This is a genomic window from Enterobacter cloacae complex sp. HYC033_NIDB (assembly GCF_056673335.1).
Genome location: NZ_CP115123.1, coordinates 1,221,685 through 1,247,143 on the forward strand (window position 1 = coordinate 1,221,685; position 25,459 = coordinate 1,247,143).

Here is a 25,459-nt window from a genome sequence, read left to right on the forward strand (position 1 = left end):
TCTATACGGGTCTTTTCCTTAATTTGACTCGGATAGCCACATTGTTTGTCTGGTCATCTGCTACCATCCGCGCAGTTTAATTCCGTTTCGGATGGTTATATGTCTCACTCACTCAAAAAAATGACCCTTACCGGGCTCATTCTGATGATTTTTACGTCAGTCTTTGGCTTTGCCAATAGCCCGTCCGCGTTTTATCTGATGGGCTACAGCGCGACGCCGTTTTATATCGTTTCCGCTCTGTTCTTCTTTATCCCGTTTGCGCTGATGATGGCGGAGATGGGCTCGGCGTACAGGAAAGAAGAGGGCGGCATCTATTCGTGGATGAACAACAGCGTCGGTCCGCGTTACGCGTTTATCGGTACGTTCATGTGGTTTTCATCCTACGTCGTCTGGATGGTCAGCACGGCGGCCAAGGTCTGGGTGCCGTTCTCAACGTTTCTCTTCGGTGCGGATAAAACGCAGGTCTGGTCTCTGGCGGGGCTGAGCTCCACGCAGGTGGTCGGTATTCTGGCGGTGTGCTGGATGGTGGTGGTCACGCTGGTGGCCTCGAAAGGCATCAACAAAATTGCCCGTATCACTGCCGTTGGCGGCATTTCCGTGATGTGCCTGAACCTGGTGCTGCTGCTGGTCAGCATCGCCATTCTGTGCCTTAACGGCGGGCATTTCGCACAGGAAGTCAACTTCGTTTCATCGCCTAATCCGGGTTACCAGTCCGGGCTGGCCATGCTCTCCTTTGTGGTGTTTGCCATCTTTGCTTACGGTGGAATTGAAGCCGTGGGCGGGCTGGTCGACAAAACCGAAAATCCGGAAAAGAACTTCGCCAAAGGTATTATCTTTGCCGCCATCGTCATTTCTATTGGCTACTCACTGGCGATTTTCCTCTGGGGCGTCAGCACCAACTGGCAGCAGGTGTTGAGCAATAACACCACCAACCTCGGCAACATTACCTACGTGCTGATGAAAAGCCTGGGGGTGACGCTGGGCAACGCCATGGATCTCGCGCCGGAAACGTCGGCCACCCTGGGGATCTGGTTTGCGCGGATTACTGGCTTGTCGATGTTCCTCGCCTATACTGGCGCATTCTTCACGCTGATCTACTCGCCGCTGAAAGCGATTATTCAGGGGACGCCAAAGGCGCTGTGGCCCGCACGTATGACGCAGCTGAACGCTGCCGGTATGCCTGCCAACGCGATGTGGATGCAGTGCCTGCTGGTGTGCGTGTTCATTCTGCTGGTGTCCTTCGGCGGTGATACCGCGTCGGCGTTCTATAACAAGCTGACCCTGATGGCGAACGTATCGATGACGCTTCCGTATCTGTTCCTGACCCTGGCGTTCCCGTTCTTTAAGGCGAAGCGGGATCTGGAGCGGCCGTTTGTGATCTTCAAAACCCGCGCGGCGACGCTGCTGGCGACCACTGTTGTGGTGCTGGTCGTCGCGTTCGCCAACATCTTTACCGTCATTCAGCCCGTGGTTGAGGCAAATGACTGGAACAGCACGCTGTGGATGGTTGGCGGACCGATCTTCTTCTCGCTGCTGGCAATGGGGATTTATGAGCATTACCGTCGTCGCTCGACGGCCTGTGTAGCAGAAGTGGCGTAAAGGATTGACCCCCTCCCGACGGGGAGGGGAAAAGGATTACAAACTTCCCGCCGGGCGCGTACGCGCCGCTGACGTCAACGTTCTTCCCGTCTTACGTCCGTCCAGCGTTTCCAGACGCATCTGGAACGGTGGGAACGGCATATCAATTCCGTGCTCGCGGAAGCCAGCCAGAATCAACTGGTGGATCTCATGGCGCAGCGGCATACGGTGTCCCATCTCGGCGGCGTAGATACGCAGCTCGAAAATCTGGATCCCCTGCTGCAAATCAACCAGGAACACTTCCGGCGGCGGGTTGTCGATTACCAGCGAACAGCGTTCAGCAGCCGTATAGAGGATCTGCGTCACCTCTTCGCTGTTGGCATCCGACGGAGCGGGTACGGTCAGCACCACACGCGTGACGGAGTCGGACAGCGACCAGTTGATAAACTGCTCGGTGATAAACGCCTTGTTCGGGACGATGATCTCTTTACGGTCCCAGTCGCTGATGGTGGTGGCGCGGGTGTTGATCCTGGTGACGCTGCCGGTGAGATCGCGGATGGTCACCGTATCGCCAATTCGAATCGGCTTTTCAAACAGAATGATCAGACCAGAGACGAAGTTGGCAAAAATCTCCTGTAAACCAAAACCCAGGCCTACGGTCAGGGCGGCAACCAGCCATTGCAGTTTTGACCATTCGATACCAATCATCGAGAAGCCAACCAGCCCACCAAACAGCATGATTAAATACTTGGTGATGGTGGTGATCGCATAGCCTGTGCCGGGGGTTAAATCCAGATGCTGCAACAGCGCCAGCTCCAGCAGGGCAGGGAAGTTACGGATCAGCTGCGTGGTGATGATCAGCACCAGAATTGCAATCAGCACGGCCCCTAAGGTTATGGGCTCCAGACTTTCGACCCCCTGCACCGTGGACGTCACATCCCATAAAGAGATGTTCTCCAGGAAGCCAAACGCGGAGTGGATTTCCGACCACAGGAAGATCACCGACAGCAGGGCAACCAGCATCAGAATTGAGCGTACCAGCCGCAGGGACTGGGTACTGATCGCATCCAGATCCAGTTCGACGTCATCGGCGTCTGTGGTCCCTTCGGTGCTGTTGACGTGGTTCGGCTCTTCTTCACCCCGCGCGCGCTGGGCCAGAATTTCTGCGCGACGGTGTTTGGCACGGTCAAACGCCAGACGACGACGCTGGATCAGCATGCCGCGGCGAATAACATGGTAGACCACCAGCAGCAGAAACCAGATAGCCACCGACGTTTCCAGTCGGGCGAGCAGCGCCTGCGCCGTGGCGAGATAACCGACCGCTGCCGCCAGCATCGCCGCCAGCGGCGCGCTGAGCAGCAGGTTCCACAGCAGACGGTTAAACATGTTATCGCCGCTGCCGGTCTTGTCGAGATAGAGCGGGATTCCGGCGCGTTTCAGGCTGAGCGTCACTACCGCTAACGCCCCGCAGATCAGCATAAAGCACAGCCGTCCCAGCGAGCCGGAGAACTCCCGGTCATTGAGATTATCGAACATGATCAACGCCATAATCAGCGGCACAATCAGCCCGATACTCATCAGGTAGTAACGCATCGCCCGCGCAACGCGATTACGCGGCCAGCCAAAGTGAGCGATGAACAGACCATTTGGCCGCGCAAACGTGGCGCAAATCATCACCACCCACAGCAGCGGAACGGTGGCGGTCACGCCATCGCCAATCGCGACGGCAAGCGGGTAGGGCCAGGCTTCACGCAGGCCGTATCCGAGCGTCATCCACAGCACCGGCAGCGGAGACGCGACCAGAATTGACCAGAACACAGTACGCAACGTCAGCCAGAAGTGATCCTGGGTTACTTTTCCCACTCGGGCGCTGGAGCGCTCAAGGAAACGGGTAAAGTGACGACGGGAATAAATACTGAAGCCCACCAGAATCAGCGCCCCCAGCAGCGGGAAGATGGTCTCCTTGCTGGTTATCATCATTACGCTGGCGAGGCCCAGCTGGCTGAAGGTGTCCAATGAAATGAGGCGGCGCAGATCCTGCACAATCTCAATCGGCCAGGCGAAGGTCATCGGCCGCACGTCGGACGTCCAGAAAAGGTAACGGTGCGTGGCTTCGTTGACCTCTTTCAGCGCATCCTCCAGCTGGCTATTCGAGACTTTCAGCTTGGTCAGCTCAAGGATCAGCGTATCGCCTCCCTGCAACAGGGAATTGAGCAGTTCGCGTTGGGTGCGCAGTTGCGCTTCCAGAATACGACTTTGCTCGCCGGTGAGCGGCTGTCCGTCAGCCTGACGGATCTGGCGGATTTGCGGCTGCTTGTTGAGGAGATCTTCATAATGAAGACGCTGAACGCGCAACTGCGCCATCTCCGTATCAAGCTGCTGCGGTTTTGGCATCTCTGGCAGACGAGCCACCTGGGCGCGTAACGCTTCGCCCAACAGGTTAGACGAGCCAAGCCACTGGGACTGTTCACGCAGCGTGTTGAGCGCCTGACGAACCTGGAGGGTTTGATTGGTGGCCTGACGCTGCTGCGAGGCCACCAAATCCATGCGCTGCGCCTGCTGATTCAGCGCGGCAGAAAGCTCGCGGTTAACCTTAAACTGGGCGACGATGCTGTCGGGCAGGTTAGCACTGTTTTCGGCCAGTAACTCGGTGCTTTCCAGCGCACGTTCAGCTTCACGCTGACGCTGGCTGTTGAGTTGATTTCTCAGCGCCTGGAGATATGCATCCAGCTGCTGGCTCTGCTTCTGCGCCAGCTCGGAACGCATCCGCGACAGTTCCTGGCGGTTGTTAGCGGAAAGCTGCGCCAGCTCCAGTTCATCAACCAGCGCTTTTAGTCTGGCGGATTCCGCCTGTAACCCAAGATTTTGCGCCTGATTCTGCGGTGTGCTGCCTGTCTGCGTCCCGATGCGACGTTCCACCTCATTTAACTGACGGCGGGCATCGGTTTGCTGCTGTGGAAGCTGGCTGAGGGAATCGGCAATTTCACGCGCCCGTTCCTGCTCCTGCTGCGCCAGACGGCTTTTTTCCAGCAGCTGGCTGCTGACTTGCAGGATCTCCTGATTAAGCGCCTCGGACGTCATCCCCGCGGGGACCTGGCGTGGTTCATCGCGCAGGTTGTTTAGCTGCGAGCGCAGGGTCTGAGAGAGTTTGGGGAAGTTGTCGATAACCTGCTGATACTGCTGCGCGCGCTCAAGGGAACCCTTTCGTTCCTCAAGCGCGTTCAGTGCAGACTGGAGTGACTCAACGGTCTCCGGCTGAGCGGGTTTCGCCGCTTTTGCCTGCTCCAGCTCCTGGGTTATCTGTTTGGCGTCGGGGGCCGTCGCTGCGTACGCCCCCATGCTGAGGCACCAGGCCATCAGTAATACGATAATCGGGCGCACGTCAGCGATCCTTCTGTTGTTAGCCTTCGTCTTTTTTGTCGTCAACCAGCGGGCTGGCGTCGTGCTCGGCTTTGATCTCTTCTTCCGGCAACGGGGCAGGCGCAACCTCTGGCGTCACAAAGACCTCCGTCGATACTGCCAGAGGCTGGCCGAGTTTGGTCACGGACAGGCTTTCCAGCTCGTCGACCAGGTTAACTTTGCCCGGTGCGAACAGGTTGATGACCGTTGAGCCCAGCTTGAAGCGACCCATTTCCTGACCTTTCAGCAGGGCCACAGAACCTTCTTCTTCGCCGGCAGGCCAGGTCCAGCGCTTGATCACGCCTTCGCGCGGCGGCGTAATGGTGCCCGCCCAGACGGTTTCGATGCTGCCTACAATGGTAGCACCCACCAGAATCTGCGCCATTGGGCCAAATTCAGTATCAAACAGGCAGATGACGCGCTCGTTACGGGCAAACAGGTTAGGAACGTTTTGCGCCGTCAGGTGGTTTACGGAGAACAGATCCCCCGGCACGTAGATCATCTCGCGCAGAATACCGTTACACGGCATATGCACGCGGTGGTAGTCGCGTGGGGAGAGATAGGTGGTCGCGAAAGTCCCGTTACGGAACAGATCGGCCATTATGTAGTTACCGGCCAGCAGCGCTTCCAGGCTGTAGTTATGGCCTTTCGCCTGCAAAATTTTGTCGTCTTCAATTTTACCCAGCTGGCTGATCACGCCGTCCGCTGGCATCACCAGCACGTTCGGGTCGGTATTCAGCGGGCGCACTTCGTCGCGCAGCGGACGCACAAAAAATTCGTTGAAGGTGCGGTAGCTTGCCGTATCCGGCTTCTGCGCTTCTTTCATGTCGACCTTGTAGTATTTCACGAACAGGTCGATGACCAGTTTGGTCAGCCAGCCCGCTCGTTTGCTCGCGCCCCAGCCCGCCAGGCGAGTGAGCCACAGTTTCGGCAGAATGTATTGAAGCGAAAGTTTAAATGAGTTTAACAAGGTAGCCTCCAGGCCATTGTTTTGTCGTTCCTGATCCGGCATTACGCTGCCGGAACCTGAAAAAAGGGGACGATTTTAGCGACGCTTAGCTTAGTTGTCAGTTATCAGAATCAGAAAAGTTTTTACGCGTTTTTACCTGGTCCATGCTTTCGAGAATACGGTGGTAATTTTCGAAACGGGTTTCCGCAATTTCTCCGTTCTCTACCGCTTCGCGGATAGCGCAGCCCGGATCGTTGTCATGTTTACAGTCGCGGTATTTGCAAGCGCCTAAATAGTCATGGAATTCGACAAATCCGTTAAAGATTTGTTCCGGCTCGAGGTGCCAGAGACCAAACTCACGCACGCCCGGGGAGTCAATCACATCGCCACCGTGCGGGAAGTGATAGAGACGTGAGGCAGTGGTGGTGTGCTGGCCCAGGCCCGAGACGTCAGACACATCGTTGGTCAGGATCTCCTGCTGAAGGCCGAGCAGGTTGTTAAGCAGGCTCGATTTACCTACGCCGGACTGCCCCGCAAAGATGCTGATGCGGTCGGTCAGCGCATCTTCTAACGGCTTCAGGCCATCTTTGGTGCGGCTGGAAACCATCAACACGCGATAGCCAATGTTGCGGTAAATATCCATCTGCTCATTTACAAAGGCCATGGCCTCGTCATCCAGCAGATCGATTTTATTCAGCACGATGAGCGGCTCAACCTGTAGCGTTTCGCAGGCCACCAGATAACGGTCAATAATATTGAGCGAAAGCTCAGGCAAAATCGCTGAAACGATCACTATCTGGTTGATGTTGGCGGCAATGGGCTTCACGCCGTCGTAGAAATCTGGACGGGTCAAAACCGACGTGCGTTCATGCACGGCTTCAACGATACCTTTAACCGTTACCCCTTCCGCCGCCTCTTTGCCTGGACGCCAGACCACGCGGTCACCGGTCACCAGGGAACGGATGGTGCGACGGATATTGCAACGGTGGATATCCCCGTCGGCGGATTCGACATCGGCGTGCATGCCGAAGCGGCTAATCACAACGCCTTCTGTCGCTTCGCCAAACAGGTTGTCGTCGTAATCGGGCTTCTCCGTAGTGGTTTTAAGACGGCGCTGGTGATTTGCATTCACGCGGCGCTGCTGCCCTTTGGAGAGTTTATTTTTACTCAATCGCGCTGGCTCCTGGTCGCCCGTAGCGGGCAAAACCTCTATGATACACTCTAATTAATACTAGTTAACCTGCTACTGCCGGTTATGCGAGAAGGGTGGAAAATAACATGAGCGCGGACGAAAACAACCTGATTTGGATCGATCTGGAGATGACCGGCCTGGATCCCGAGCGCGATCGCATTATTGAGATCGCCACACTGGTCACCGATGCCAATCTCAATATTCTGGCGGAAGGCCCAACGATTGCCGTGCACCAGTCCGATGACCAGCTTGCGCTGATGGATGAGTGGAACGTGCGTACCCATACCGGCAGCGGGCTGGTGGAACGCGTGAAGGCCAGCACCCTGGGCGACCGCGAAGCGGAGCTGGCGACGCTTGAATTTCTGAAGCAGTGGGTGCCGGCAGGAAAATCGCCTATCTGTGGCAACAGCATTGGTCAGGATCGTCGTTTCCTGTTTAAGTACATGCCGGAGCTGGAGTCCTACTTCCACTACCGCTATCTGGATGTGAGCACCCTGAAAGAGCTGGCCCGCCGCTGGAAACCGGAAATTCTCGACGGCTTTACAAAGCAGGGGACGCACCAGGCGATGGACGACATCCGTGAGTCTGTTGCGGAGCTGGCGTACTATCGCGAAAACTTTATTAAGCTCTGATTTTGCGATCCGGCGCCTTGCGTGGCCGGGTTTTTGTCGCTAAATTGTTCAGCTTGCCGATTAAATAAGCACTTGAACTGAATTTCAAAAAAATCGCTTTGAGGGGGGTTGCAGCTAAACGGATTTCTCGTATAATGCGCCTCCCGTAACGACAGAGAATTACACGTTACGACAGCAACAAAAGCAGTACAGATTTGCGGGAATAGCTCAGTTGGTAGAGCACGACCTTGCCAAGGTCGGGGTCGCGAGTTCGAGTCTCGTTTCCCGCTCCAAAATTTGAAAAGTATCGCAAGATACGCCAGCACCAGAACACCCAAGCGGGAATAGCTCAGTTGGTAGAGCACGACCTTGCCAAGGTCGGGGTCGCGAGTTCGAGTCTCGTTTCCCGCTCCAAAATTTGAAAGTATCGCAAGATACGCATAGCACCAGAACACCCAAGCGGGAATAGCTCAGTTGGTAGAGCACGACCTTGCCAAGGTCGGGGTCGCGAGTTCGAGTCTCGTTTCCCGCTCCAAATTCTTCTTCATCTCCATATTATCCACAGCGAAGTGCTTCGTTGGGGACGTTTTCTATTATGTCTGAAATACTCTTGTGAACAGAGTTATCCACAGAAACCGTGATAAAACCAGTCTGTACGAAATGTTAGCAGGGTGAATAATATCTTCGTAATTCATTGTAATTTATGAAGAAAATTTGATTTCAAAATGTTATTGAGATCACTTGACCTGTTTGCCAGAGCTGATGGCGCCTGAATTCTTATTTTTATTCACAGCCTGTGAATATATCACACATCCCGCGGCAGCCCTTTTTCAATCACCCTGACCAGGCGCTGTTTCTTCGGTAACTGCACTTCAACCACGCCGGCATTTCGCTTCTCAATTTGCTGCGCAATCGCCCATTCTATGTGCTCATCAAGAAGTGGGTGCTCACCTCTACGGCTTTCGAGCGCCTGAAGATTTGCCTCATCCCACGGGGCATTCCCCAGCGCAACGGCCACATTACGCAGCCAGCGCAGGTGGCCGATACGACGTATGGCGGAACCCTCCGTCACCTTCAGGAACCAGGCTTCGCTCCAGGCGAACAGTTCGATCAACTGCGGGGCATGTAACGCCTTGCGCGGACTGAAGTCTTCTTCGTCCGTCAACTGTGAATAACGGTTCCACGGACAAATCAGCTGACAGTCATCACAGCCGTAGATGCGGTTGCCGATAAGCGGACGAAATTCCTCTGGAATGGCGCCTTCCAGCTCGATAGTGAGATAAGAGATACAGCGGCGCGCATCAACGGTATACGGTTCGACAATAGCGCCCGTTGGGCAGATGGTCATACAGGCCACACAGCGACCACAGCCTTCTTCCACCGGACCGTCTACCGGCAGGGGTAAATCAATCAGCAGTTCACCCAGGAAAAAGAATGAGCCCGCGTCGCGGCTTAAGATAAGTGAGTGCTTACCTGTCCAGCCGAGCCCGGCTTTTTCGGCGATCGGGCGCTCAAGAATAGGCGCAGAATCGACAAAGGGTCTAAAATTCAGCGAAACACAGTGCTGCTGAATGGTTTCCCCGAGCTTTTTTAGACGGTTGCGCAGAAGTTTATGGTAGTCACGTCCCAGAGCGTATCGGCTGACGTAACCCAGCGAAGGATTTTTTAGCGTGCGCGCAAAGGCCGCGTTAGCAGGCAGATAGTTCATGCGTACGCTAATAACGCGCAGCGTACCCGGCAACAGCTCGTGGGGGCGGGCACGCATCATACCGTGACGCGCCATCCACTCCATCTCGCCGTGGTATTGTTTATCCAGCCATGCCTGGAGCTTAGGCTCGCTGGCAGAGAGGTCGGTGTCAGTAATACCGACCTTCTGGAAGCCCAGTTCAGCACCCCACTGTTTTATTTTTTGCGCTAATTCATTGAGATCGAGGGGCTGTGACATGACGGACCATACTGTGAAGAAAAACCCCGCAAGTATACCACATTCCATCTGGCATGCGGATGACCTCCGTCGGGCCGAGAAAGAGGCCGCAGATAGCCTGGGCATTACCCTTTACGAACTGATGCAGCGCGCGGGCGAGGCGGCGTTTAACGTGGCGCGTACGGCTTATCCGGAGGCTTCGCACTATCTGATCCTGTGCGGGCACGGCAATAACGGTGGCGATGGTTATGTGGTGGCTCGTCTTGCGGTGGCGGCGGGGCTGCGCGTCACCCTGCTGGCGCTGGAGAGCGACAAGCCGTTACCGGAAGAAGCGGGCATGGCGAGAGAGGCCTGGCTGAATGCGGGGGGCATTATTCATGCGCCTGATATCGTCTGGCCCGAGGATGTCGACGTGATTGTTGACGGTCTGCTGGGGACGGGACTGATGCGCGCGCCTCGCGATGACGTCGCCGCGCTGATTACGCGCGCTAATGCGCACCCCGCCCCGGTGGTAGCGCTGGATATTCCCTCCGGCCTGATGGCGCAAACCGGCGTGACGCCGGGCGTGTCGATTGAGGCGGCGCGCACCGTGACCTTTATCGCCCTGAAGCCGGGTTTGCTTACCGGTAAAGCGCGGGATGTCGTGGGCACGTTACACCACAACGCCCTGGGGCTGGAAAACTGGCTGGCCGGACAGGATACCCACATCACCCGCTTTGATGCCTCCCTGCTTGCACAGTGGCTGCCGCCGCGCCGTCCCACGTCCCATAAGGGCGACCATGGCCGACTGCTGATTATCGGCGGCGATCGCGGCACGGCAGGTGCGATTCGTATGACCGGAGAGGCCGCGTTGCGCAGCGGCGCCGGATTAATACGCGTGCTGACCCGCAGCGAAAACATCCCGCCCATTATTACCGCGCGGCCGGAGCTGATGGTCCACGAGCTTACCCCGCAGGCGATTGAAGAGGGTCTTGAGTGGGCGGACGTGGTGGTCATTGGTCCGGGCCTGGGTCAGCAGGAGTGGGGTAAACAGGCCCTGCAAAAGGCCGAGAATTTTCGTAAACCGATGCTCTGGGATGCCGACGCGCTTAACCTTCTGGCAATAAACCCGGATAAGCGTCACAATCGCATTCTAACGCCGCACCCCGGCGAAGCCGCACGGCTGCTTAACTGTAGCGTGGCAGAAATTGAAAGCGATCGCTTACTTTCAGCCCAACGTCTGGTAAAACGTTACGGAGGTGTTGCCGTTTTGAAAGGGGCGGGGACCGTTATCGCCAGCGATGGTGCGATGGGCATCGTTGATGCCGGTAATGCAGGCATGGCGAGCGGCGGCATGGGCGATGTGCTCTCTGGCATCATTGGCGCATTGCTCGGACAGAAACTTCCCCTTTATGATGCAGCCTGTGCGGGCTGCGTGGCCCACGGTGTGGCGGCTGACAGGCTGGCTGCTTGTTACGGAACGCGCGGTATGCTGGCCACCGATCTTTTTTGCACGCTGCGGCGTGTTGTTAACCCGGATGTGATTGACGTAGAAAATGACTAATCGAGCGATTCCTTTACCTGATGAACAAGCCACTTTAGATCTCGGCAAGCGCGTGGCGCAGGCCTGTCAGGGGGCGACCGTCATTTATCTGTATGGTGATTTAGGCGCGGGTAAAACAACCTTCAGCCGTGGCTTTTTGCAGGCGTTAGGCCATAACGGGAACGTAAAAAGCCCGACCTATACGCTGGTAGAACCGTACACGCTTGAAAATATCATGGTGTACCACTTTGATTTATATCGTCTTGCGGATCCTGAGGAGCTGGAATTTATGGGGATCCGCGATTACTTTGCCAACGACGCCATCTGCCTGGTGGAGTGGCCGCAACAAGGTGCGGGTGTGCTGCCTGACCCGGATGTCGAAATTCACTTAGATTACCAGGCACAAGGGCGTGAGGCGCGCATCAGTGCGGTTTCCTCATCAGGCTGTTCCTTACTGGCGCGTTTAGCCAGTTGAGCGTAGGGATAACGGGATGATTAATCGCGTTAAAGGTTGGGTGCTGGCTGCCACGGTCCTGCTGTGCGCGCAGGCCGGGGCGGCCAGCCTCTCGGATATTCAGGTGTCGAATGGCGATAGCCAGGCCCGTATTACGTTCAGCTTTATGGGCGATCCTGAATATGCTTTCTCACAAATCGACAGCCGCAGCGTGGCGCTCGATATTAAACAGACCGGGGTGATCCAGGGGCTGCCGCTCCAGTTCAGCGGCAACAATCTGGTGAAAAGCATCCGTTCGGGGACGCCGAAGGATGCGCAGTCTCTGCGTCTGGTGGTCGATCTCACCGAAAAGGGCAAGACGAAGGCGGTTAAGCAGCAAAACGGCGCCAATTATACGGTGGTCTTTACCATTAATGCTGATGTTCCGCCCCCGCCACCGCCTGCACCTGTTGTAGCAAAACGCGTGGAGGCGCCGGTTTATACCCCAAGGCCGTCTGAGCCAGCCCGTAATCCGTTTAAATCACAAAATGACCGACTTACCGCCGTGACCAGCAGCAACACGGTGACGCGTCCGGCGGTCAGCGCGCGGCGTACGCCGGTCAGTGGCGACAAAGTGATTATCGCCATCGACGCCGGACACGGCGGGCAAGATCCTGGCGCGATTGGCCCGGGCGGCACGCGGGAGAAAAACGTCACTATCGCCATTGCCCGTAAGCTGCGTGCGCTTCTGAATGACGATCCGATGTTTAAAGGGGTCATGACCCGCGACGGAGATTACTTTATTTCAGTGATGGGACGCTCGGATGTGGCGCGTAAGCAAAACGCCAACTTCCTGGTGTCGATTCACGCGGATGCTGCGCCGAACCGTAACGCCACCGGCGCGTCGGTATGGGTGCTGTCGAACCGTCGCGCCAACAGTGAAATGGCGAACTGGCTTGAAGAGCACGAGAAGCAGTCTGAACTGTTAGGCGGGGCAGGCGATGTGCTGGCAAACAGCCAGGCCGATCCGTATCTCAGCCAGGCGGTGCTGGATTTACAGTTCGGTCATTCTCAGCGCGTCGGGTATGATGTCGCCACTAACGTACTGAGCCAGCTGCAAAGCATTGGATCGCTGCATAAGCGTCGCCCTGAGCATGCAAGCCTCGGTGTCCTGCGTTCGCCGGATATTCCGTCGATTCTGGTAGAGACGGGCTTTATCAGTAACAACGGCGAAGAGCGCCTGTTGGGCAGCGACAGCTACCAGCAGCAAATTGCCGAAGCGATTTATAACGGTCTGCGTAAATACTTTGACGCGCATCCGCTTCAGTCTGCGCCGCAGGGCGGGGCCGCCCAGACGGCAAGCGCCGCGCTGCCGGGTGAGATGACCGCGACTAATTAAGGAGAGTTCATGCCGATTCAGGTTCTACCGCCGCAGCTCGCGAACCAAATCGCCGCCGGTGAGGTGGTGGAACGCCCTGCGTCGGTGGTGAAGGAACTGGTGGAAAACAGCCTCGATGCAGGGGCGACCCGCATTGATATTGATATCGAACGCGGGGGCGCAAAGCTTATCCGCATTCGTGATAACGGCTGTGGCATCAAAAAGGACGAGCTGGCGCTGGCGCTGGCGCGTCATGCCACCAGTAAAATTGCCTCACTTGACGATCTGGAAGCGATTATCAGCCTGGGTTTTCGCGGCGAAGCGCTGGCCAGTATCAGCTCCGTTTCCCGCTTAACGTTGACCTCCCGCACGGCCGACCAGCAGGAAGCCTGGCAGGCCTACGCCGAAGGGCGTGATATGGACGTCACGGTTAAACCTGCGGCGCACCCGGTAGGCACCACGCTTGAAGTGCTGGATCTCTTCTATAACACGCCCGCCCGGCGCAAGTTTATGCGAACCGAGAAGACCGAATTCGGACATATCGACGAGATCATCCGCCGCATCGCGCTGGCGCGCTTTGATGTCACCCTCAACCTCAGCCATAACGGTAAGGTGATGCGCCAGTACCGCGCAGTGGCGGAGGGTGGACAAAAGGAGCGTCGGTTGGGCGCCATCTGCGGCACACCGTTTCTGGAAAAAGCGCTGGCCATTGAGTGGCAGCATGGCGATCTGGCCCTGCGCGGCTGGGTTGCCGATCCGAACGCCAGCAGCGCCGCGTTCGCAGAAATCCAGTATTGCTACGTCAACGGCCGCATGATGCGCGACCGCCTGATTAACCACGCTATTCGACAGGCCTGCGAAGATAAGCTCGGCGCCGATCAACAGCCCGCCTTTGTGCTTTATCTGGAGATCGACCCGCACCAGGTTGACGTTAACGTGCACCCCGCCAAGCACGAGGTGCGTTTCCACCAGTCGCGCCTGGTGCATGATTTCATCTACCAGGGCGTTGCCGCTGTATTGCAGCAGCAGGCAGAGCCAGAGTTGCCGCTGGCAAAAGAAGAGCCCGCGCCGCGCCCACTGCCGGAAAACCGCGTGGCGGCCGGGCGTAACCATTTTGCCGAACCGGCGGTCGCGCGCGAGCCGGCTGCTCCACGTTTATCCCCGGCGGGCAACGCGCCGCGACCAACCGGTGCCAACTATCCCAACGCTCAGCCGGGCTACCACAAACAGCAGGGGGCGCTGTACCGCAAACTGCTGGATACGCCGGCGGTGGAGCATAAAGAGCACATCACGGTTTCAACCCCCTCTCTGGATGGGCATAGCCAGAGTTTTGGTCGGGTATTGACCATTATTGCTCCCGACATGGCGTTGCTTGAACGCGAAGGTAAACTGCTGTTGCTGGCGCTTTCCGTGGCGGAGCGCTGGCTCAAACAGGCGCAGTTAACCCCGGGGGTGAATGCCGCCTGCGCGCAGCCGCTGTTGATCCCCGTTCGCCTGAAAATATCCCCTGAAGAAACAGGGGTTTTGCGGCGCGTGCAGACGCAACTGGCCGAAATGGGGATTGAAATCGTACTTGACGCGCAGCATGTGACAATTCGCGCAGTGCCTTTACCCTTACGCCAACAAAATTTACAAAACTTGATTCCTGAACTGATAGGCTACCTGGCGCAGCAAACGACGTTTGATGCCGCCGATACCGCGCAGTGGATCGCCCGCCATCTGGCCAGCGAGCATGCACCGTGGAGTATGGCGCAGGCGATTACCGTTCTGGCGGAGGTGGAGCGCCTCTGTCCACAGCTGGTGAAAGCGCCTCCAGGTGGTTTGTTACAACCTGTTGATTTACAAACGGCGATGACCGCCCTGAAACATGACTGATGTAAGTAAGGCGAGCCTGCCAAAGGCGATTTTTTTAATGGGACCAACGGCCTCCGGTAAAACGGCGTTAGCCATTGAGTTACGTAAAGTTTTGCCAGTAGAGTTGATTAGCGTTGATTCAGCCCTCATCTACCGAGGGATGGACATCGGCACGGCGAAGCCCAACGCAGACGAACTGCGTGCGGCACCGCACCGTTTACTGGATATTCTCGACCCGGCACAGGCTTACTCCGCGGCAGATTTTCGCCGCGACGCCTTAGCCGAGATGGCCGAGATTAACGCCGCGGGACGCATACCGCTGTTAGTTGGCGGCACGATGCTCTACTTTAAGGCGCTGCTGGAGGGGTTATCGCCTCTGCCATCGGCCGATCCGGAAGTGAGAGCGAAGATTGAGCGGCAGGCGGCAGAGCAGGGGTGGGACGCTTTGCACAGGCAACTGGAAGAGATTGACCCGGTTGCGGCAGCGCGGATCCACCCAAACGATCCGCAAAGGCTTTCCCGGGCACTGGAAGTTTTTTTCATTTCGGGTAAAACTTTAACGGAACTGACGCAAACGTCAGGAGACGCTCTGCCGTATCAGGTGCATCAGTTCGCCATCGCCCCGGCGAGCCGTGAACTGCTCCATCAACGAATTGAGCAGCGTTTTCATCAGATGTTGGCTTCAGATTTTGAAGCAGAAGTGCGGGCGCTTTTTGCCCGTGGAGATTTGCATACGGACATGCCTTCCATTCGTTGTGTGGGATACCGCCAGATGTGGTCGTATCTTGAAGGTGAGATTTCATACGATGAAATGGTTTATCGAGGTGTTTGCGCCACGAGACAGTTAGCGAAGCGCCAGATCACCTGGTTACGCGGTTGGGAGGGGGTTCACTGGTTAGACAGTGAAAAACCACAACAGGCGTTAAACGAAGTGATTGAGGTTATTGGTGATATCGCTGACTGAATGTGTACAATTAAGCCGTATCGTGCGCAATTTTTCAGAATCGCAAGGTTCTAAGTACAAAACAAGCATATAAGGAAAAGATAGAATGGCTAAGGGGCAATCTTTACAAGATCCGTTCCTGAACGCATTGCGTCGGGAGCGTGTTCCAGTTTCTATTTATTTGGTGAATGGTATTAAGCTGCAAGGTCAGATTGAGTCTTTTGATCAGTTCGTGATCCTGTTGAAAAACACGGTCAGCCAGATGGTCTATAAGCACGCGATTTCTACTGTTGTTCCGTCCCGTCCGGTATCTCATCACAGCAATAACGCTGGCGGCGGCACTGGCAGTAACTACCATCACGGCAGCAACGCGCAGGGTTCTTCAACACCAGCGCAGGACAGCGAAGAAACCGAATAAGGTTTTGGGCTGTTATCCACACGGGGAGCCAGGGATCCTGCGTTCCCCGCTGATCTTTTTAGAGAGGTTTACGCTTGTTTGACCGTTATGACGCCGGTGAGCAGGCGGTGCTGGTACACATCTATTTTTCGCAAGACAAAGATATGGAAGACCTCCAGGAGTTTGAATCTCTGGTCTCTTCCGCCGGTGTCGAAGCAATGCAGGTGATTACCGGTAGCCGTAAAGCGCCGCACCCGAAGTACTTTGTTGGTGAAGGTAAAGCAGTTGAAATTGCGGATGCCGTAAAAGCAACCGGCGCATCCGTTGTGCTGTTTGATCATGCGCTGTCTCCGGCTCAGGAACGTAACCTGGAAGCTCTCTGCGAATGCCGTGTTATCGATCGCACGGGGTTGATCTTAGATATTTTTGCTCAGCGTGCGCGTACCCACGAGGGTAAGTTGCAGGTTGAGCTGGCGCAGTTGCGCCATCTGGCGACGCGTCTGGTGCGTGGCTGGACACACCTTGAAAGACAAAAAGGCGGGATTGGTTTGCGCGGCCCGGGTGAAACCCAGCTCGAAACCGACCGCCGTTTGCTGCGTGGGCGTATAACCCAGATCCTTTCACGTCTGGAACGTGTAGAGAAACAGCGCGAACAGGGGCGTCGGGCGCGAACGAAAGCCGATATCCCAACGGTGTCGCTGGTGGGCTATACCAACGCCGGTAAATCCACCCTGTTTAACCAGATAACCGAGGCCCAGGTGTATGCCGCAGACCAGCTGTTTGCGACCCTGGACCCAACCCTGCGCCGTATTGACGTCGCAGACGTGGGTGAAACGGTGCTGGCGGATACCGTAGGGTTTATCCGCCATCTGCCGCACGATCTGGTCGCGGCGTTTAAAGCGACGTTGCAGGAGACGCGTCAGGCGACCCTGCTGCTGCACGTCATTGATGCGGCGGACGTACGCGTGCAGGAGAACATCGACGCGGTGAACGTGGTGCTCGAAGAGATCGACGCTCACGAAATTCCCACCCTGTTGGTGATGAACAAGATCGATATGCTGGACGATTTCGAACCGCGTATTGACCGAGACGAAGAGAACAAACCGATTCGGGTCTGGCTGTCTGCTCAGGCCGGGATTGGTGTGCCACTGCTTTTCCAGGCTTTGACAGAACGTCTTTCCGGTGAGGTAGCTCAGCACACGCTGCGACTGCCGCCACAGGAAGGCAGGCTGCGCAGCCGGTTTTATCAGCTTCAGGCGATAGAAAAAGAGTGGATGGAGGATGACGGCAGCGTGGGGATGCAGGTGCGTATGCCGATCGTTGACTGGCGTCGCCTCTGTAAACAAGAACCTGCGCTGGCGGACTATATCGTCTGATCAGAAAGGGGAAGCCTGAAAAATTCGCCCTTGCATAACAAATATGGAGCATATACATGGCGTGGAATCAGCCCGGTAATAACGGACAAGACCGCGACCCGTGGGGAAGCAGCAATAATCAAGGCGGCAACTCTGGGGGAAATGGCAACAAAGGTGGTCGCGAGCAGGGGCCGCCGGATCTGGATGATATCTTCCGCAAACTGAGCAAAAAGCTTGGTGGCCTTGGCGGAGGAAAAGGTTCTGGCTCGGGTGGCAATTCCACTCAGAGTCCGCGCCCGCCAATGGGTGGCCGCGTGGTGGGCATTGTCGCCGCTGCGGTGGTAATCATCTGGGCAGCCAGCGGGTTCTACACCATTAAAGAAGCAGAACGCGGCGTGGTCACCCGTTTCGGTAAGTTCAGCCATCTGGTTGAACCGGGCCTGAACTGGAAGCCAACCTTCATCGATGATGTGACCGCGGTTAACGTAGAGTCCGTCCGTGAACTGGCCGCCTCTGGCGTGATGCTGACCTCTGACGAGAACGTGGTGCGCGTTGAGATGAACGTGCAGTACCGCGTGACCGATCCTGAACGTTATCTGTTTAGCGTGACCAGCGCCGATGACAGCCTGCGTCAGGCGACCGACAGCGCCCTGCGTGGCGTGATCGGTAAATACACCATGGACCGTATCCTGACCGAAGGTCGTACCGTTATTCGTAGCGATACCCAGCGTGAGCTGGAAGAGACCATCCGTCCGTACAACATGGGTATCACCCTGCTGGACGTCAACTTCCAGGCTGCACGTCCGCCGGAAGAGGTGAAAGCCGCGTTTGACGATGCGATTGCCGCGCGTGAAAACGAACAGCAGTACATCCGTGAAGCGGAAGCGTACACCAACGAAGTTCAGCCGCGTGCAAACGGTCAGGCGCAGCGTATTCTGGAAGAAGCGCGTGCGTATAAGACCCAGACCATCCTGGAAGCACAGGGTGAAGTGGCTCGCTTCGCGAAGATCCTGCCGGAATATAAAGCCGCGCCGGAAATTACCCGTGAGCGTCTCTATATCGAGACCATGGAAAAAGTGCTGAGCCATACGCGTAAAGTGCTGGTTAACGACAACAAAGGCGGAAACCTGATGGTCCTGCCGCTGGATCAGATGCTGAAAGGCGGTTCTGCACCGGCAGCAAAAGACAACAGCGGTGCGAACAACCTGCTGCGTCTGCCACCGGCCTCGTCTGGCAGCGCCAGCGCGAACACAACGCCTTCTTCGAACGATGGTGACATTATGGACCAACGCCGTGCTAACGCGCAGCGTAACGACTACCAGCGTCAGGGGGAATAAGGATGCGTAAGTCAGTTATTGCGATCATCATCATCGTACTGGTCGTGCTCTACACCTCCATCTTTGTGGTGAAAGAGGGCGAGCGTGGGATCAAGTTCCAGTTCAGCAGCGTCGTGCGTGATGGCGACAAGCGTCCGGTGATTTATGAGCCGGGTCTGCACTTCAAGATCCCGTTCATTCAGTCTGTGAAAACGCTTGATGCGCGTATCCAGACCATGGATAACCAGGCCGATCGTTTCGTGACCAAAGAGAAGAAAGACCTGATCGTTGATTCCTATATCAAATGGCGCATCAGCGATTTCAGCCGCTACTTCCTGGCAACCGGGGGTGGCGACGTTTCTCAGGCAGAAGTGCTGCTGAAACGTAAGTTCTCTGACCGTCTGCGTTCTGAAATTGGTCGTCTGGATGTGAAAGACATTGTGACCGACTCCCGTGGTCGTCTGACGCTGGAAGTGCGTGATGCGCTGAACTCCGGCTCTGCGGGCACCGAGGATGAAGTTGAAACCCCGGCGGCAGACGATGCGATTGCCAAAGCGGCTGAACGTGTTCAGGCTGAAACCAACGGTAAAGTGCCGGTGATCAACCCGAACAGTATGGCGGCGCTGGGCATCGAAGTGGTTGATGTGCGCATCAAGCAGATCAACCTGCCAGCGGAAGTGTCCGAGGCGATCTACAACCGTATGCGCGCCGAGCGTGAAGCGGTAGCCCGTCGTCACCGTTCACAGGGTCAGGAAGAAGCGGAAAAACTGCGCGCGGCAGCGGACTATGAAGTCACCAAGACGCTGGCGGAATCTGAGCGCCAGGGTCGTATCCTGCGCGGTGAAGGTGATGCCGAAGCGGCTAAACTGTTTGCTGATGCATTCAGCCAGGATCCAGACTTCTACGCCTTCATCCGTAGCCTTCGCGCTTACGAGAATAGCTTCAAGAGCAACCAGGATGTGATGGTGCTCAGCCCGGACAGCGATTTCTTCCGTTATATGAAGACGCCGACCAACGCAACGCGATAAACTCAGGCTCGTTTGAGTATTCAAACCACCGCTCTTCACGGAGCGGTGGTTTTCTTTTATAAGGATGAAAAATGAACTCCACGATCTGGCTCGCACTGGCCCTGGTTTTGGTGCTGGAAGGCCTCGGCCCGATGCTCTATCCGCGCGCATGGCGCCGGATGATCGCGACAATGAGCCAACTCCCGGACAATATTTTGCGTCGTTTTGGCGGTGGTCTTGTGGTTGCCGGTATCGTTATCTACTACATGTTGAGGAAAACGATTGGCTGATCAAAAACTAACCGCAATTGGCATATTTTAGGGTCAAAAAGTGCTGTATATCTGAAAAAGCGATGGTAGAATCCATTTTTAAGCAAACGGTGATTTTGAAAAAATGGGTAACAACGTCGTCGTACTGGGCACCCAATGGGGTGACGAAGGTAAAGGGAAGATTGTTGATCTTCTGACTGAACGGGCTAAATATGTTGTACGCTACCAGGGCGGTCACAACGCAGGCCATACTCTCGTAATCAACGGTGAAAAAACCGTCCTCCATCTTATTCCATCAGGCATTCTTCGCGAAAACGTCACCAGCATCATCGGTAACGGCGTTGTGCTGTCTCCCGCTGCGCTGATGAAAGAGATGAAAGGTCTGGAAGACCGTGGTATCCCTGTTCGTGAGCGTCTGCTGCTCTCCGAAGCCTGCCCGCTGATCCTGGATTATCATGTGGCGCTGGACGTGGCGCGTGAAAAAGCGCGTGGCGCGAAAGCGATCGGCACCACCGGTCGTGGTATCGGCCCGGCTTACGAAGATAAAGTGGCTCGTCGCGGTCTGCGCGTGGGCGACCTCTTTGACAAAGCGACCTTCGCTGAAAAACTGAAAGAAGTGATGGAATATCACAACTTCCAGCTGGTGAACTTCTACAAAGCCGAAGCCGTTGACTACCAGAAAGTGCTGGATGACGTCATGGCGATTGCTGATATTCTGACCGGTATGGTTGTTGATGTGTCCGATCTGCTGGACCAGGCGCGCAAGCGTGGCGATTTCGTCATGTTTGAAGGTGCGCAGGGTACGCTGCTGGACATCGACCACGGTACCTATCCGTACGTAACGTCCTCTAACACCACCGCGGGTGGCGTGGCAACCGGCTCCGGTCTGGGCCCGCGTTATGTCGATTACGTTCTGGGCATCATCAAAGCGTACTCCACTCGCGTGGGTGCAGGTCCATTCCCGACCGAACTGTTTGATGAGACCGGCGAGTTCCTCTGCAAGCAGGGTAACGAGTTTGGCGCGACCACCGGTCGTCGTCGTCGTACCGGCTGGCTGGACGCCGTTGCCGTACGTCGCGCAGTGCAGATCAACTCCCTGTCTGGCTTCTGCCTGACCAAGCTGGACGTACTGGACGGCCTGAAAGAAGTGAAAATCTGCGTAGGCTACCGTATGCCTGATGGCCGCGAAGTGACCACCACTCCGCTGGCTGCTGACGACTGGGAAGGCATTGAGCCAATCTACGAAACCATGCCGGGCTGGTCTGAGACCACATTTGGTGTGAAAGAGCGTAGTGGCCTGCCAAAAGCCGCGCTGGACTACATCAAGCGCATTGAAGAACTGACCGAAGTGCCGATCGATATTATTTCTACCGGCCCGGATCGTACTGAAACGATGATCCTGCGCGACCCGTTCGACGCATAATCTTCGTGACTGCTGGCCTGCGGGGAAACCCGTAGGCCGGATAAGCGCAGCGCCATCCGGCGACCGCTCCTGGATCTCCGCTTTTTCGCCCCGTCTGTCAAATAAATTAGCCGCTAACTATCTGGCTGGTTTATCATCATTAATGAATATCTCTGCGGTTTGACCGCGTTTTCCCTTTTTCCTGAGGTTGATGTGCAGTTAACAAGTTTCACCGATTACGGCTTACGCGCGCTGATTTACATGGCGTCGTTACCCGATGGGAAGATGACCAGCATCTCTGAAGTCACAGAGGTGTATGGTGTGTCCCGTAATCATATGGTCAAAATAATCAATCAACTTAGTCGTGCCGGATACGTTGCTGCCGTCCGCGGGAAGAATGGAGGGATCCGTCTCGGTAAACCGGCGCAGAGTATCCGTATTGGCGATGTGGTACGTGAACTGGAGCCGCTCTCTCTGGTGAACTGTAGCAGCGCGTTCTGCCACATTACGCCCGCTTGCCGCCTGAAACAGGCGCTTTCAAAGGCCGTGCAAAGTTTTCTCAAGGAACTGGATAACTACACGCTGGCCGATTTGGTTGAAGAGAATCAACCGCTTTATAAATTATTGCTGGTGGAATGAAGAAAATTTCCACCGGAGCTGACAACGGAGGAACCGACATGTCACAAGATCCTTTCCAGGAACGCGAAGCCGAAAAATACGCGAATCCTATCCCCAGCCGCGAGTTCATCATTGAACACTTAACAAAACGCGAAAAACCCGCCAATCGTGAAGAACTTGCCGTTGAACTGAACATTGAAGGTGAAGAGCAAATTGAAGCCCTTCGCCGCCGCCTGCGCGCCATGGAACGTGACGGGCAACTTGTCTTTACTCGTCGCCAGTGCTACGCGCTGCCAGAACGCCTCGACCTGCTGAAAGGCACCGTTATTGGTCATCGCGATGGCTTCGGCTTCCTGCGCGTGGAAGGCCGTAAAGACGACCTGTACCTCTCATCCGAACAGATGAAGATGTGTATTCACGGCGACCAGATCCTGGCGCAGCCGCTGGGTGCAGACCGTAAAGGCCGCCGCGAAGCGCGCGTGGTCCGCGTGCTGGTGCCGAAAACCAGCCAGATTGTAGGCCGTTACTTTACCGATGCGGGCGTAGGCTTTGTGGTGCCGGACGACAGCCGTCTGAGCTTCGACATTCTCATCCCGCCTGAAGAGGTGATGGGCGCACGCATGGGCTTTGTGGTGGTGGTGGAACTCACCCAGCGCCCAACCCGTCGCACCAAAGCGGTGGGTAAAATCGTCGAAGTGCTGGGCGATAACATGGGCACCGGCATGGCCGTCGATATGGCGCTGCGTACCCATGAAATTCCGTATGTCTGGCCGAAAGCGGTTGAAGATCAGATTGAAAACCTGCGTGAAGAAGTGCCGGAAGAGTCCAAAGCAGGCCGCGTGGATCTGCGCGATCTGCCGCTGGTCACCATTGATGGTGAAGACGCCCGTGACTTCGATGATGCCGTATATTGCGAGAAAAAACGCGGTGGCGGCTGGCGTCTGTGGGTGGCTATCGCGGATGTGAGCTATTACGTGCGTCCGCACACGCCGCTGGATAACGAAGCGCGCAGCCGCGGTACGTCGGTCTACTTCCCGTCGCAGGTTGTACCGATGCTGCCAGAAGTGCTCTCCAACGGCCTGTGTTCCCTCAACCCGCAGGTGGACCGCCTGTGTATGGTCTGCGAAATGACCATCTCCAGCAAGGGACGTCTGACGGGCTATAAGTTCTACGAAGCGGTGATGAGTTCTCATGCGCGCCTGACCTATACCAAGGTCTGGCATATGTTGCAGGGCGATCAGGATCTTCGCGAACAGTACGCGCCGCTGGTCAAACACATCGAAGAGCTGCACAACCTCTACAAAACGCTGGATCAGGCGCGCGAAGAGCGCGGTGGGATCTCGTTTGAGAGTGAAGAGGCGAAGTTTATCTTTAACGCTGAGCGTCGTATCGAGCGTATCGAACAGACTCAGCGTAACGATGCGCACAAGCTGATTGAAGAGTGTATGATCCTGGCGAACATCTCGGCGGCACGTTTCGTTGAGAAAGCCAAAGAGCCTGCGTTGTTCCGTATTCACGACAAGCCAACCACGGAGGCCGTAACCTCGTTCCGCTCCGTGCTGGCTGAACTCGGTCTGGAGCTGCCTGGCGGTAATAAGCCTGAGCCACGCGATTACGCCGAGCTGCTGGAATCCATCAGCGATCGTCCTGACGCGGAAATGCTGCAAACCATGCTGCTGCGCTCCATGAAGCAGGCGATTTACGATCCTGAAAACCGGGGCCACTTTGGTCTGGCGTTACAGTCTTACGCGCACTTTACCTCGCCGATCCGCCGTTATCCGGATCTGTCCCTGCACCGTGCGATCAAGTATCTGCTGGCGCACGAGCAGGGTCATAAAGGCAACACGACCGAAACCGGAGGGTATCACTACTCCATGGAAGAGATGCTGCAACTGGGCCAGCATTGTTCCATGACTGAGCGTCGTGCGGATGAAGCGACGCGCGACGTGGCGGACTGGCTGAAGTGTGACTTTATGCTGGATCAGGTGGGTAACGTCTTTAAAGGCGTGATTGCCAGCGTCACCGGCTTTGGCTTCTTCGTGCGTCTGGATGAGCTGTTTATCGACGGTCTGGTGCACGTTTCCAGCCTCGATAACGATTACTACCGCTTCGACCAGGTCGGACAACGTCTGATCGGCGAATCCGGTGGTCAGACCTACCGTCTGGGCGATCGGGTGGAAGTGAAGGTTGAAGCCGTGAATATGGACGACCGTAAAATCGACTTCAGCCTCATCTCCAGCGAGCGTGCTCCGCGTAACGTCGGCAAAACCGAGCGTGAGAAAGCGAAAAAAGGCGGTAACGGTAAAGCGGGCGGTAAGCGACGTCAGGCAGGTAAAAGAGTAAACTTTGAGCCAGACAGTGCTTTCCGTGGCGAGAAGAAACAGAAGCCCAAGGCGGCGAAAAAAGACGCTCGTAAAGCGAAAAAACCGTCGACCAAGACCCAAAAAATAGCGGCCGCGACCAAAGCGAAGCGCGCGGCGAAGAAACAGCAGGCGGAGTAATTTCCCCTCACCCTGACCCTCTCCCCAACGGGAGAGGGAAAATATTTATTACGAGAACCATCAATGAGTGAAATGATTTACGGCATCCACGCGGTGCAGGCCCTGCTGGAGCGCGCGCCGGAGCGTTTTCAGGAAGTTTTTATTCTGAAAGGGCGTGAAGACAAACGTCTGATGCCGCTGATCCACGCGCTGGAAGCGCAGGGCGTAGTGATCCAGCTGGCGAACCGCCAGTATCTGGATGAAAAAAGCGAAGGTGCTGTACACCAGGGCATTATCGCGCGCGTGAAGCCAGGCCGTCAGTATCAGGAGAACGATCTGCCGGATCTGATCGCCGGGCTGGAGAACCCGTTCTTCCTGATCCTCGATGGCGTAACCGACCCACATAACCTGGGCGCGTGCCTGCGTAGCGCCGATGCAGCAGGCGTGCATGCGGTGATTGTGCCAAAAGATCGCTCCGCGCAGCTTAACGCTACCGCTAAAAAAGTCGCCTGCGGCGCGGCGGAAAATGTCCCGTTAATCCGCGTGACTAACCTGGCGCGCACCATGCGTCTGTTGCAGGAAGAAAATATCTGGATCGTAGGAACAGCCGGTGAAGCGGATCACACCCTGTACCAGAGCAAAATGACCGGCCGTATGGCGCTGGTGATGGGAGCGGAAGGCGAAGGTATGCGTCGTCTGACGCGCGAGCACTGCGATGAGCTGATCAGCATCCCAATGGCGGGCAGCGTATCGTCCCTGAACGTTTCTGTTGCGACGGGTATCTGCCTGTTTGAAGCGGTGCGTCAGCGCGGGTAGCCTGTTGTGCCGGGTG

The 25,459-nt window shown here is 56.2% G+C and carries 20 protein-coding genes and 3 tRNA genes; 19 read left to right on the top strand and 4 right to left on the bottom strand.

Translation table 11 applies throughout. The features are described from left to right. Window positions 1–99 precede the first annotated feature (99 nt). A complete protein-coding gene (gene yjeM, locus O1721_RS05810) occupies window positions 100–1,599 on the top strand; it encodes a glutamate/gamma-aminobutyrate family transporter YjeM (RefSeq protein WP_032646974.1) in 1,500 nt (499 codons plus the stop codon). Window positions 1,600–1,635: 36 nt separating this feature from the next. On the opposite strand, the gene mscM is transcribed toward yjeM, so the two are convergent. From mscM to rsgA, 3 genes are all read right to left on the bottom strand, one after another. Then, complete coding sequence (gene mscM / locus O1721_RS05815; protein ID WP_017694680.1) at window positions 1,636–4,959, bottom strand: miniconductance mechanosensitive channel MscM; 3,324 nt, start codon at window positions 4,957–4,959, stop codon at window positions 1,636–1,638. 19 nt (window positions 4,960–4,978) lie between these two features. Beyond that, window positions 4,979–5,947, bottom strand: a complete 969-nt coding sequence (gene asd, locus O1721_RS05820; RefSeq protein ID WP_026080660.1) for an archaetidylserine decarboxylase — start codon at window positions 5,945–5,947, stop codon at window positions 4,979–4,981. Window positions 5,948–6,044: 97 nt separating this feature from the next. Further along, complete coding sequence (rsgA, locus tag O1721_RS05825; protein ID WP_003855964.1) at window positions 6,045–7,097, bottom strand: small ribosomal subunit biogenesis GTPase RsgA; 1,053 nt, start codon at window positions 7,095–7,097, stop codon at window positions 6,045–6,047. 107 nt (window positions 7,098–7,204) lie between these two features. Here rsgA and orn point away from each other — a divergent pair, with 107 nt between their 5' ends. The 4 genes from orn (at window position 7,205) to O1721_RS05845 (ending at window position 8,264) form a co-directional block, all read left to right on the top strand. Then, window positions 7,205–7,750 carry an oligoribonuclease gene (orn, locus tag O1721_RS05830; protein ID WP_003855965.1) on the top strand — a complete coding sequence of 182 codons (546 nt, stop codon included), beginning with the start codon at window positions 7,205–7,207 and terminating at the stop codon, window positions 7,748–7,750. 196 nt (window positions 7,751–7,946) lie between these two features. Continuing rightward, window positions 7,947–8,022: transfer RNA gene (locus O1721_RS05835), tRNA-Gly, on the top strand. 45 nt (window positions 8,023–8,067) lie between these two features. Beyond that, window positions 8,068–8,143 (top strand) — tRNA-Gly (locus O1721_RS05840). Between the two features lie 45 nt (window positions 8,144–8,188). After that, window positions 8,189–8,264: transfer RNA gene (locus tag O1721_RS05845), tRNA-Gly, on the top strand. A 270-nt stretch (window positions 8,265–8,534) separates the two neighbouring features. Here O1721_RS05845 and queG read toward each other — a convergent pair. Next, window positions 8,535–9,674 carry a tRNA epoxyqueuosine(34) reductase QueG gene (gene queG, locus O1721_RS05850; protein ID WP_015572463.1) on the bottom strand — a complete coding sequence of 380 codons (1,140 nt, stop codon included), beginning with the start codon at window positions 9,672–9,674 and terminating at the stop codon, window positions 8,535–8,537. On the opposite strand from queG, the gene nnr reads away from it, so the two are divergent. The 14 genes from nnr to rlmB all read left to right on the top strand — a co-directional run bounded on the left by nnr (window position 9,673) and on the right by rlmB (window position 25,443). Further along, a complete protein-coding gene (gene nnr, locus O1721_RS05855; protein WP_032646977.1) occupies window positions 9,673–11,196 on the top strand; it encodes a bifunctional ADP-dependent NAD(P)H-hydrate dehydratase/NAD(P)H-hydrate epimerase in 1,524 nt (507 codons plus the stop codon). The two genes, queG and nnr, sit on opposite strands and share 2 nt — an antisense overlap. After that, entirely contained in the window at window positions 11,189–11,650 is a 462-nt protein-coding gene (tsaE, locus tag O1721_RS05860; protein WP_032104772.1) for a tRNA (adenosine(37)-N6)-threonylcarbamoyltransferase complex ATPase subunit type 1 TsaE, read from the top strand. The genes nnr and tsaE overlap by 8 nt, the downstream gene beginning before the upstream one ends. 16 nt (window positions 11,651–11,666) lie before the next feature. Further along, on the top strand, window positions 11,667–13,007 hold the full coding sequence (gene amiB / locus O1721_RS05865; RefSeq protein WP_023295800.1) for an N-acetylmuramoyl-L-alanine amidase AmiB: 1,341 nt from the start codon (window positions 11,667–11,669) through the stop codon (window positions 13,005–13,007). A gap of 9 nt (window positions 13,008–13,016) precedes the next feature. After that, window positions 13,017–14,861, top strand: a complete 1,845-nt coding sequence (gene mutL, locus O1721_RS05870; protein WP_022650252.1) for a DNA mismatch repair endonuclease MutL — start codon at window positions 13,017–13,019, stop codon at window positions 14,859–14,861. Next, window positions 14,854–15,804, top strand: a complete 951-nt coding sequence (gene miaA / locus O1721_RS05875; RefSeq protein WP_032646980.1) for a tRNA (adenosine(37)-N6)-dimethylallyltransferase MiaA — start codon at window positions 14,854–14,856, stop codon at window positions 15,802–15,804. Before mutL ends, miaA begins: the two co-directional genes overlap by 8 nt. An 85-nt stretch (window positions 15,805–15,889) precedes the next feature. Beyond that, a complete protein-coding gene (gene hfq / locus O1721_RS05880) occupies window positions 15,890–16,201 on the top strand; it encodes an RNA chaperone Hfq (RefSeq protein ID WP_003855990.1) in 312 nt (103 codons plus the stop codon). A gap of 74 nt (window positions 16,202–16,275) precedes the next feature. Beyond that, a complete protein-coding gene (gene hflX, locus O1721_RS05885; RefSeq protein WP_003855991.1) occupies window positions 16,276–17,556 on the top strand; it encodes a ribosome rescue GTPase HflX in 1,281 nt (426 codons plus the stop codon). A 56-nt stretch (window positions 17,557–17,612) separates the two neighbouring features. Continuing rightward, entirely contained in the window at window positions 17,613–18,872 is a 1,260-nt protein-coding gene (gene hflK / locus O1721_RS05890; RefSeq protein WP_003855992.1) for an FtsH protease activity modulator HflK, read from the top strand. 2 nt (window positions 18,873–18,874) lie between these two features. Then, the gene (hflC, locus tag O1721_RS05895; RefSeq protein ID WP_003855994.1) at window positions 18,875–19,879 is read left to right on the top strand and encodes a protease modulator HflC; all 1,005 of its coding nucleotides are present in this window, start codon (window positions 18,875–18,877) and stop codon (window positions 19,877–19,879) included. 71 nt (window positions 19,880–19,950) lie between these two features. Next, on the top strand, window positions 19,951–20,148 hold the full coding sequence (locus tag O1721_RS05900) for a DUF2065 domain-containing protein (RefSeq protein ID WP_003855996.1): 198 nt from the start codon (window positions 19,951–19,953) through the stop codon (window positions 20,146–20,148). Window positions 20,149–20,251: 103 nt separating this feature from the next. Further along, the gene (locus O1721_RS05905) at window positions 20,252–21,550 is read left to right on the top strand and encodes an adenylosuccinate synthase (RefSeq protein ID WP_003855997.1); all 1,299 of its coding nucleotides are present in this window, start codon (window positions 20,252–20,254) and stop codon (window positions 21,548–21,550) included. 192 nt (window positions 21,551–21,742) lie between these two features. Further along, complete coding sequence (gene nsrR, locus O1721_RS05910; RefSeq protein ID WP_003855998.1) at window positions 21,743–22,168, top strand: nitric oxide-sensing transcriptional repressor NsrR; 426 nt, start codon at window positions 21,743–21,745, stop codon at window positions 22,166–22,168. Window positions 22,169–22,206: 38 nt separating this feature from the next. Beyond that, a complete protein-coding gene (gene rnr / locus O1721_RS05915) occupies window positions 22,207–24,648 on the top strand; it encodes a ribonuclease R (protein ID WP_032104769.1) in 2,442 nt (813 codons plus the stop codon). A gap of 63 nt (window positions 24,649–24,711) precedes the next feature. Beyond that, complete coding sequence (gene rlmB / locus O1721_RS05920; RefSeq protein ID WP_015572470.1) at window positions 24,712–25,443, top strand: 23S rRNA (guanosine(2251)-2'-O)-methyltransferase RlmB; 732 nt, start codon at window positions 24,712–24,714, stop codon at window positions 25,441–25,443. The last annotated feature ends 16 nt before the right edge of the window (window positions 25,444–25,459 follow it).

Excerpts from the sequence above, each read along its gene's own strand:
- nnr (WP_032646977.1), top strand. The coding sequence starts at position 9,673 with ATGACGGACCATACTGTGAAGAAAAACCCCGCAAGTATACCACATTCC.
- O1721_RS05905 (WP_003855997.1), top strand. The coding sequence starts at position 20,252 with ATGGGTAACAACGTCGTCGTACTGGGCACCCAATGGGGTGACGAAGGT.
- hfq (WP_003855990.1), top strand. The coding sequence starts at position 15,890 with ATGGCTAAGGGGCAATCTTTACAAGATCCGTTCCTGAACGCATTGCGT.
- miaA (WP_032646980.1), top strand. The coding sequence starts at position 14,854 with ATGACTGATGTAAGTAAGGCGAGCCTGCCAAAGGCGATTTTTTTAATG.
- queG (WP_015572463.1), bottom strand. The coding sequence starts at position 9,674 with ATGTCACAGCCCCTCGATCTCAATGAATTAGCGCAAAAAATAAAACAG.
- orn (WP_003855965.1), top strand. The coding sequence starts at position 7,205 with ATGAGCGCGGACGAAAACAACCTGATTTGGATCGATCTGGAGATGACC.
- yjeM (WP_032646974.1), top strand. The coding sequence starts at position 100 with ATGTCTCACTCACTCAAAAAAATGACCCTTACCGGGCTCATTCTGATG.
- rlmB (WP_015572470.1), top strand. The coding sequence starts at position 24,712 with ATGAGTGAAATGATTTACGGCATCCACGCGGTGCAGGCCCTGCTGGAG.
- tsaE (WP_032104772.1), top strand. The coding sequence starts at position 11,189 with ATGACTAATCGAGCGATTCCTTTACCTGATGAACAAGCCACTTTAGAT.
- hflC (WP_003855994.1), top strand. The coding sequence starts at position 18,875 with ATGCGTAAGTCAGTTATTGCGATCATCATCATCGTACTGGTCGTGCTC.
- O1721_RS05900 (WP_003855996.1), top strand. The coding sequence starts at position 19,951 with ATGAACTCCACGATCTGGCTCGCACTGGCCCTGGTTTTGGTGCTGGAA.
- mutL (WP_022650252.1), top strand. The coding sequence starts at position 13,017 with ATGCCGATTCAGGTTCTACCGCCGCAGCTCGCGAACCAAATCGCCGCC.
- amiB (WP_023295800.1), top strand. The coding sequence starts at position 11,667 with ATGATTAATCGCGTTAAAGGTTGGGTGCTGGCTGCCACGGTCCTGCTG.
- hflK (WP_003855992.1), top strand. The coding sequence starts at position 17,613 with ATGGCGTGGAATCAGCCCGGTAATAACGGACAAGACCGCGACCCGTGG.
- rnr (WP_032104769.1), top strand. The coding sequence starts at position 22,207 with ATGTCACAAGATCCTTTCCAGGAACGCGAAGCCGAAAAATACGCGAAT.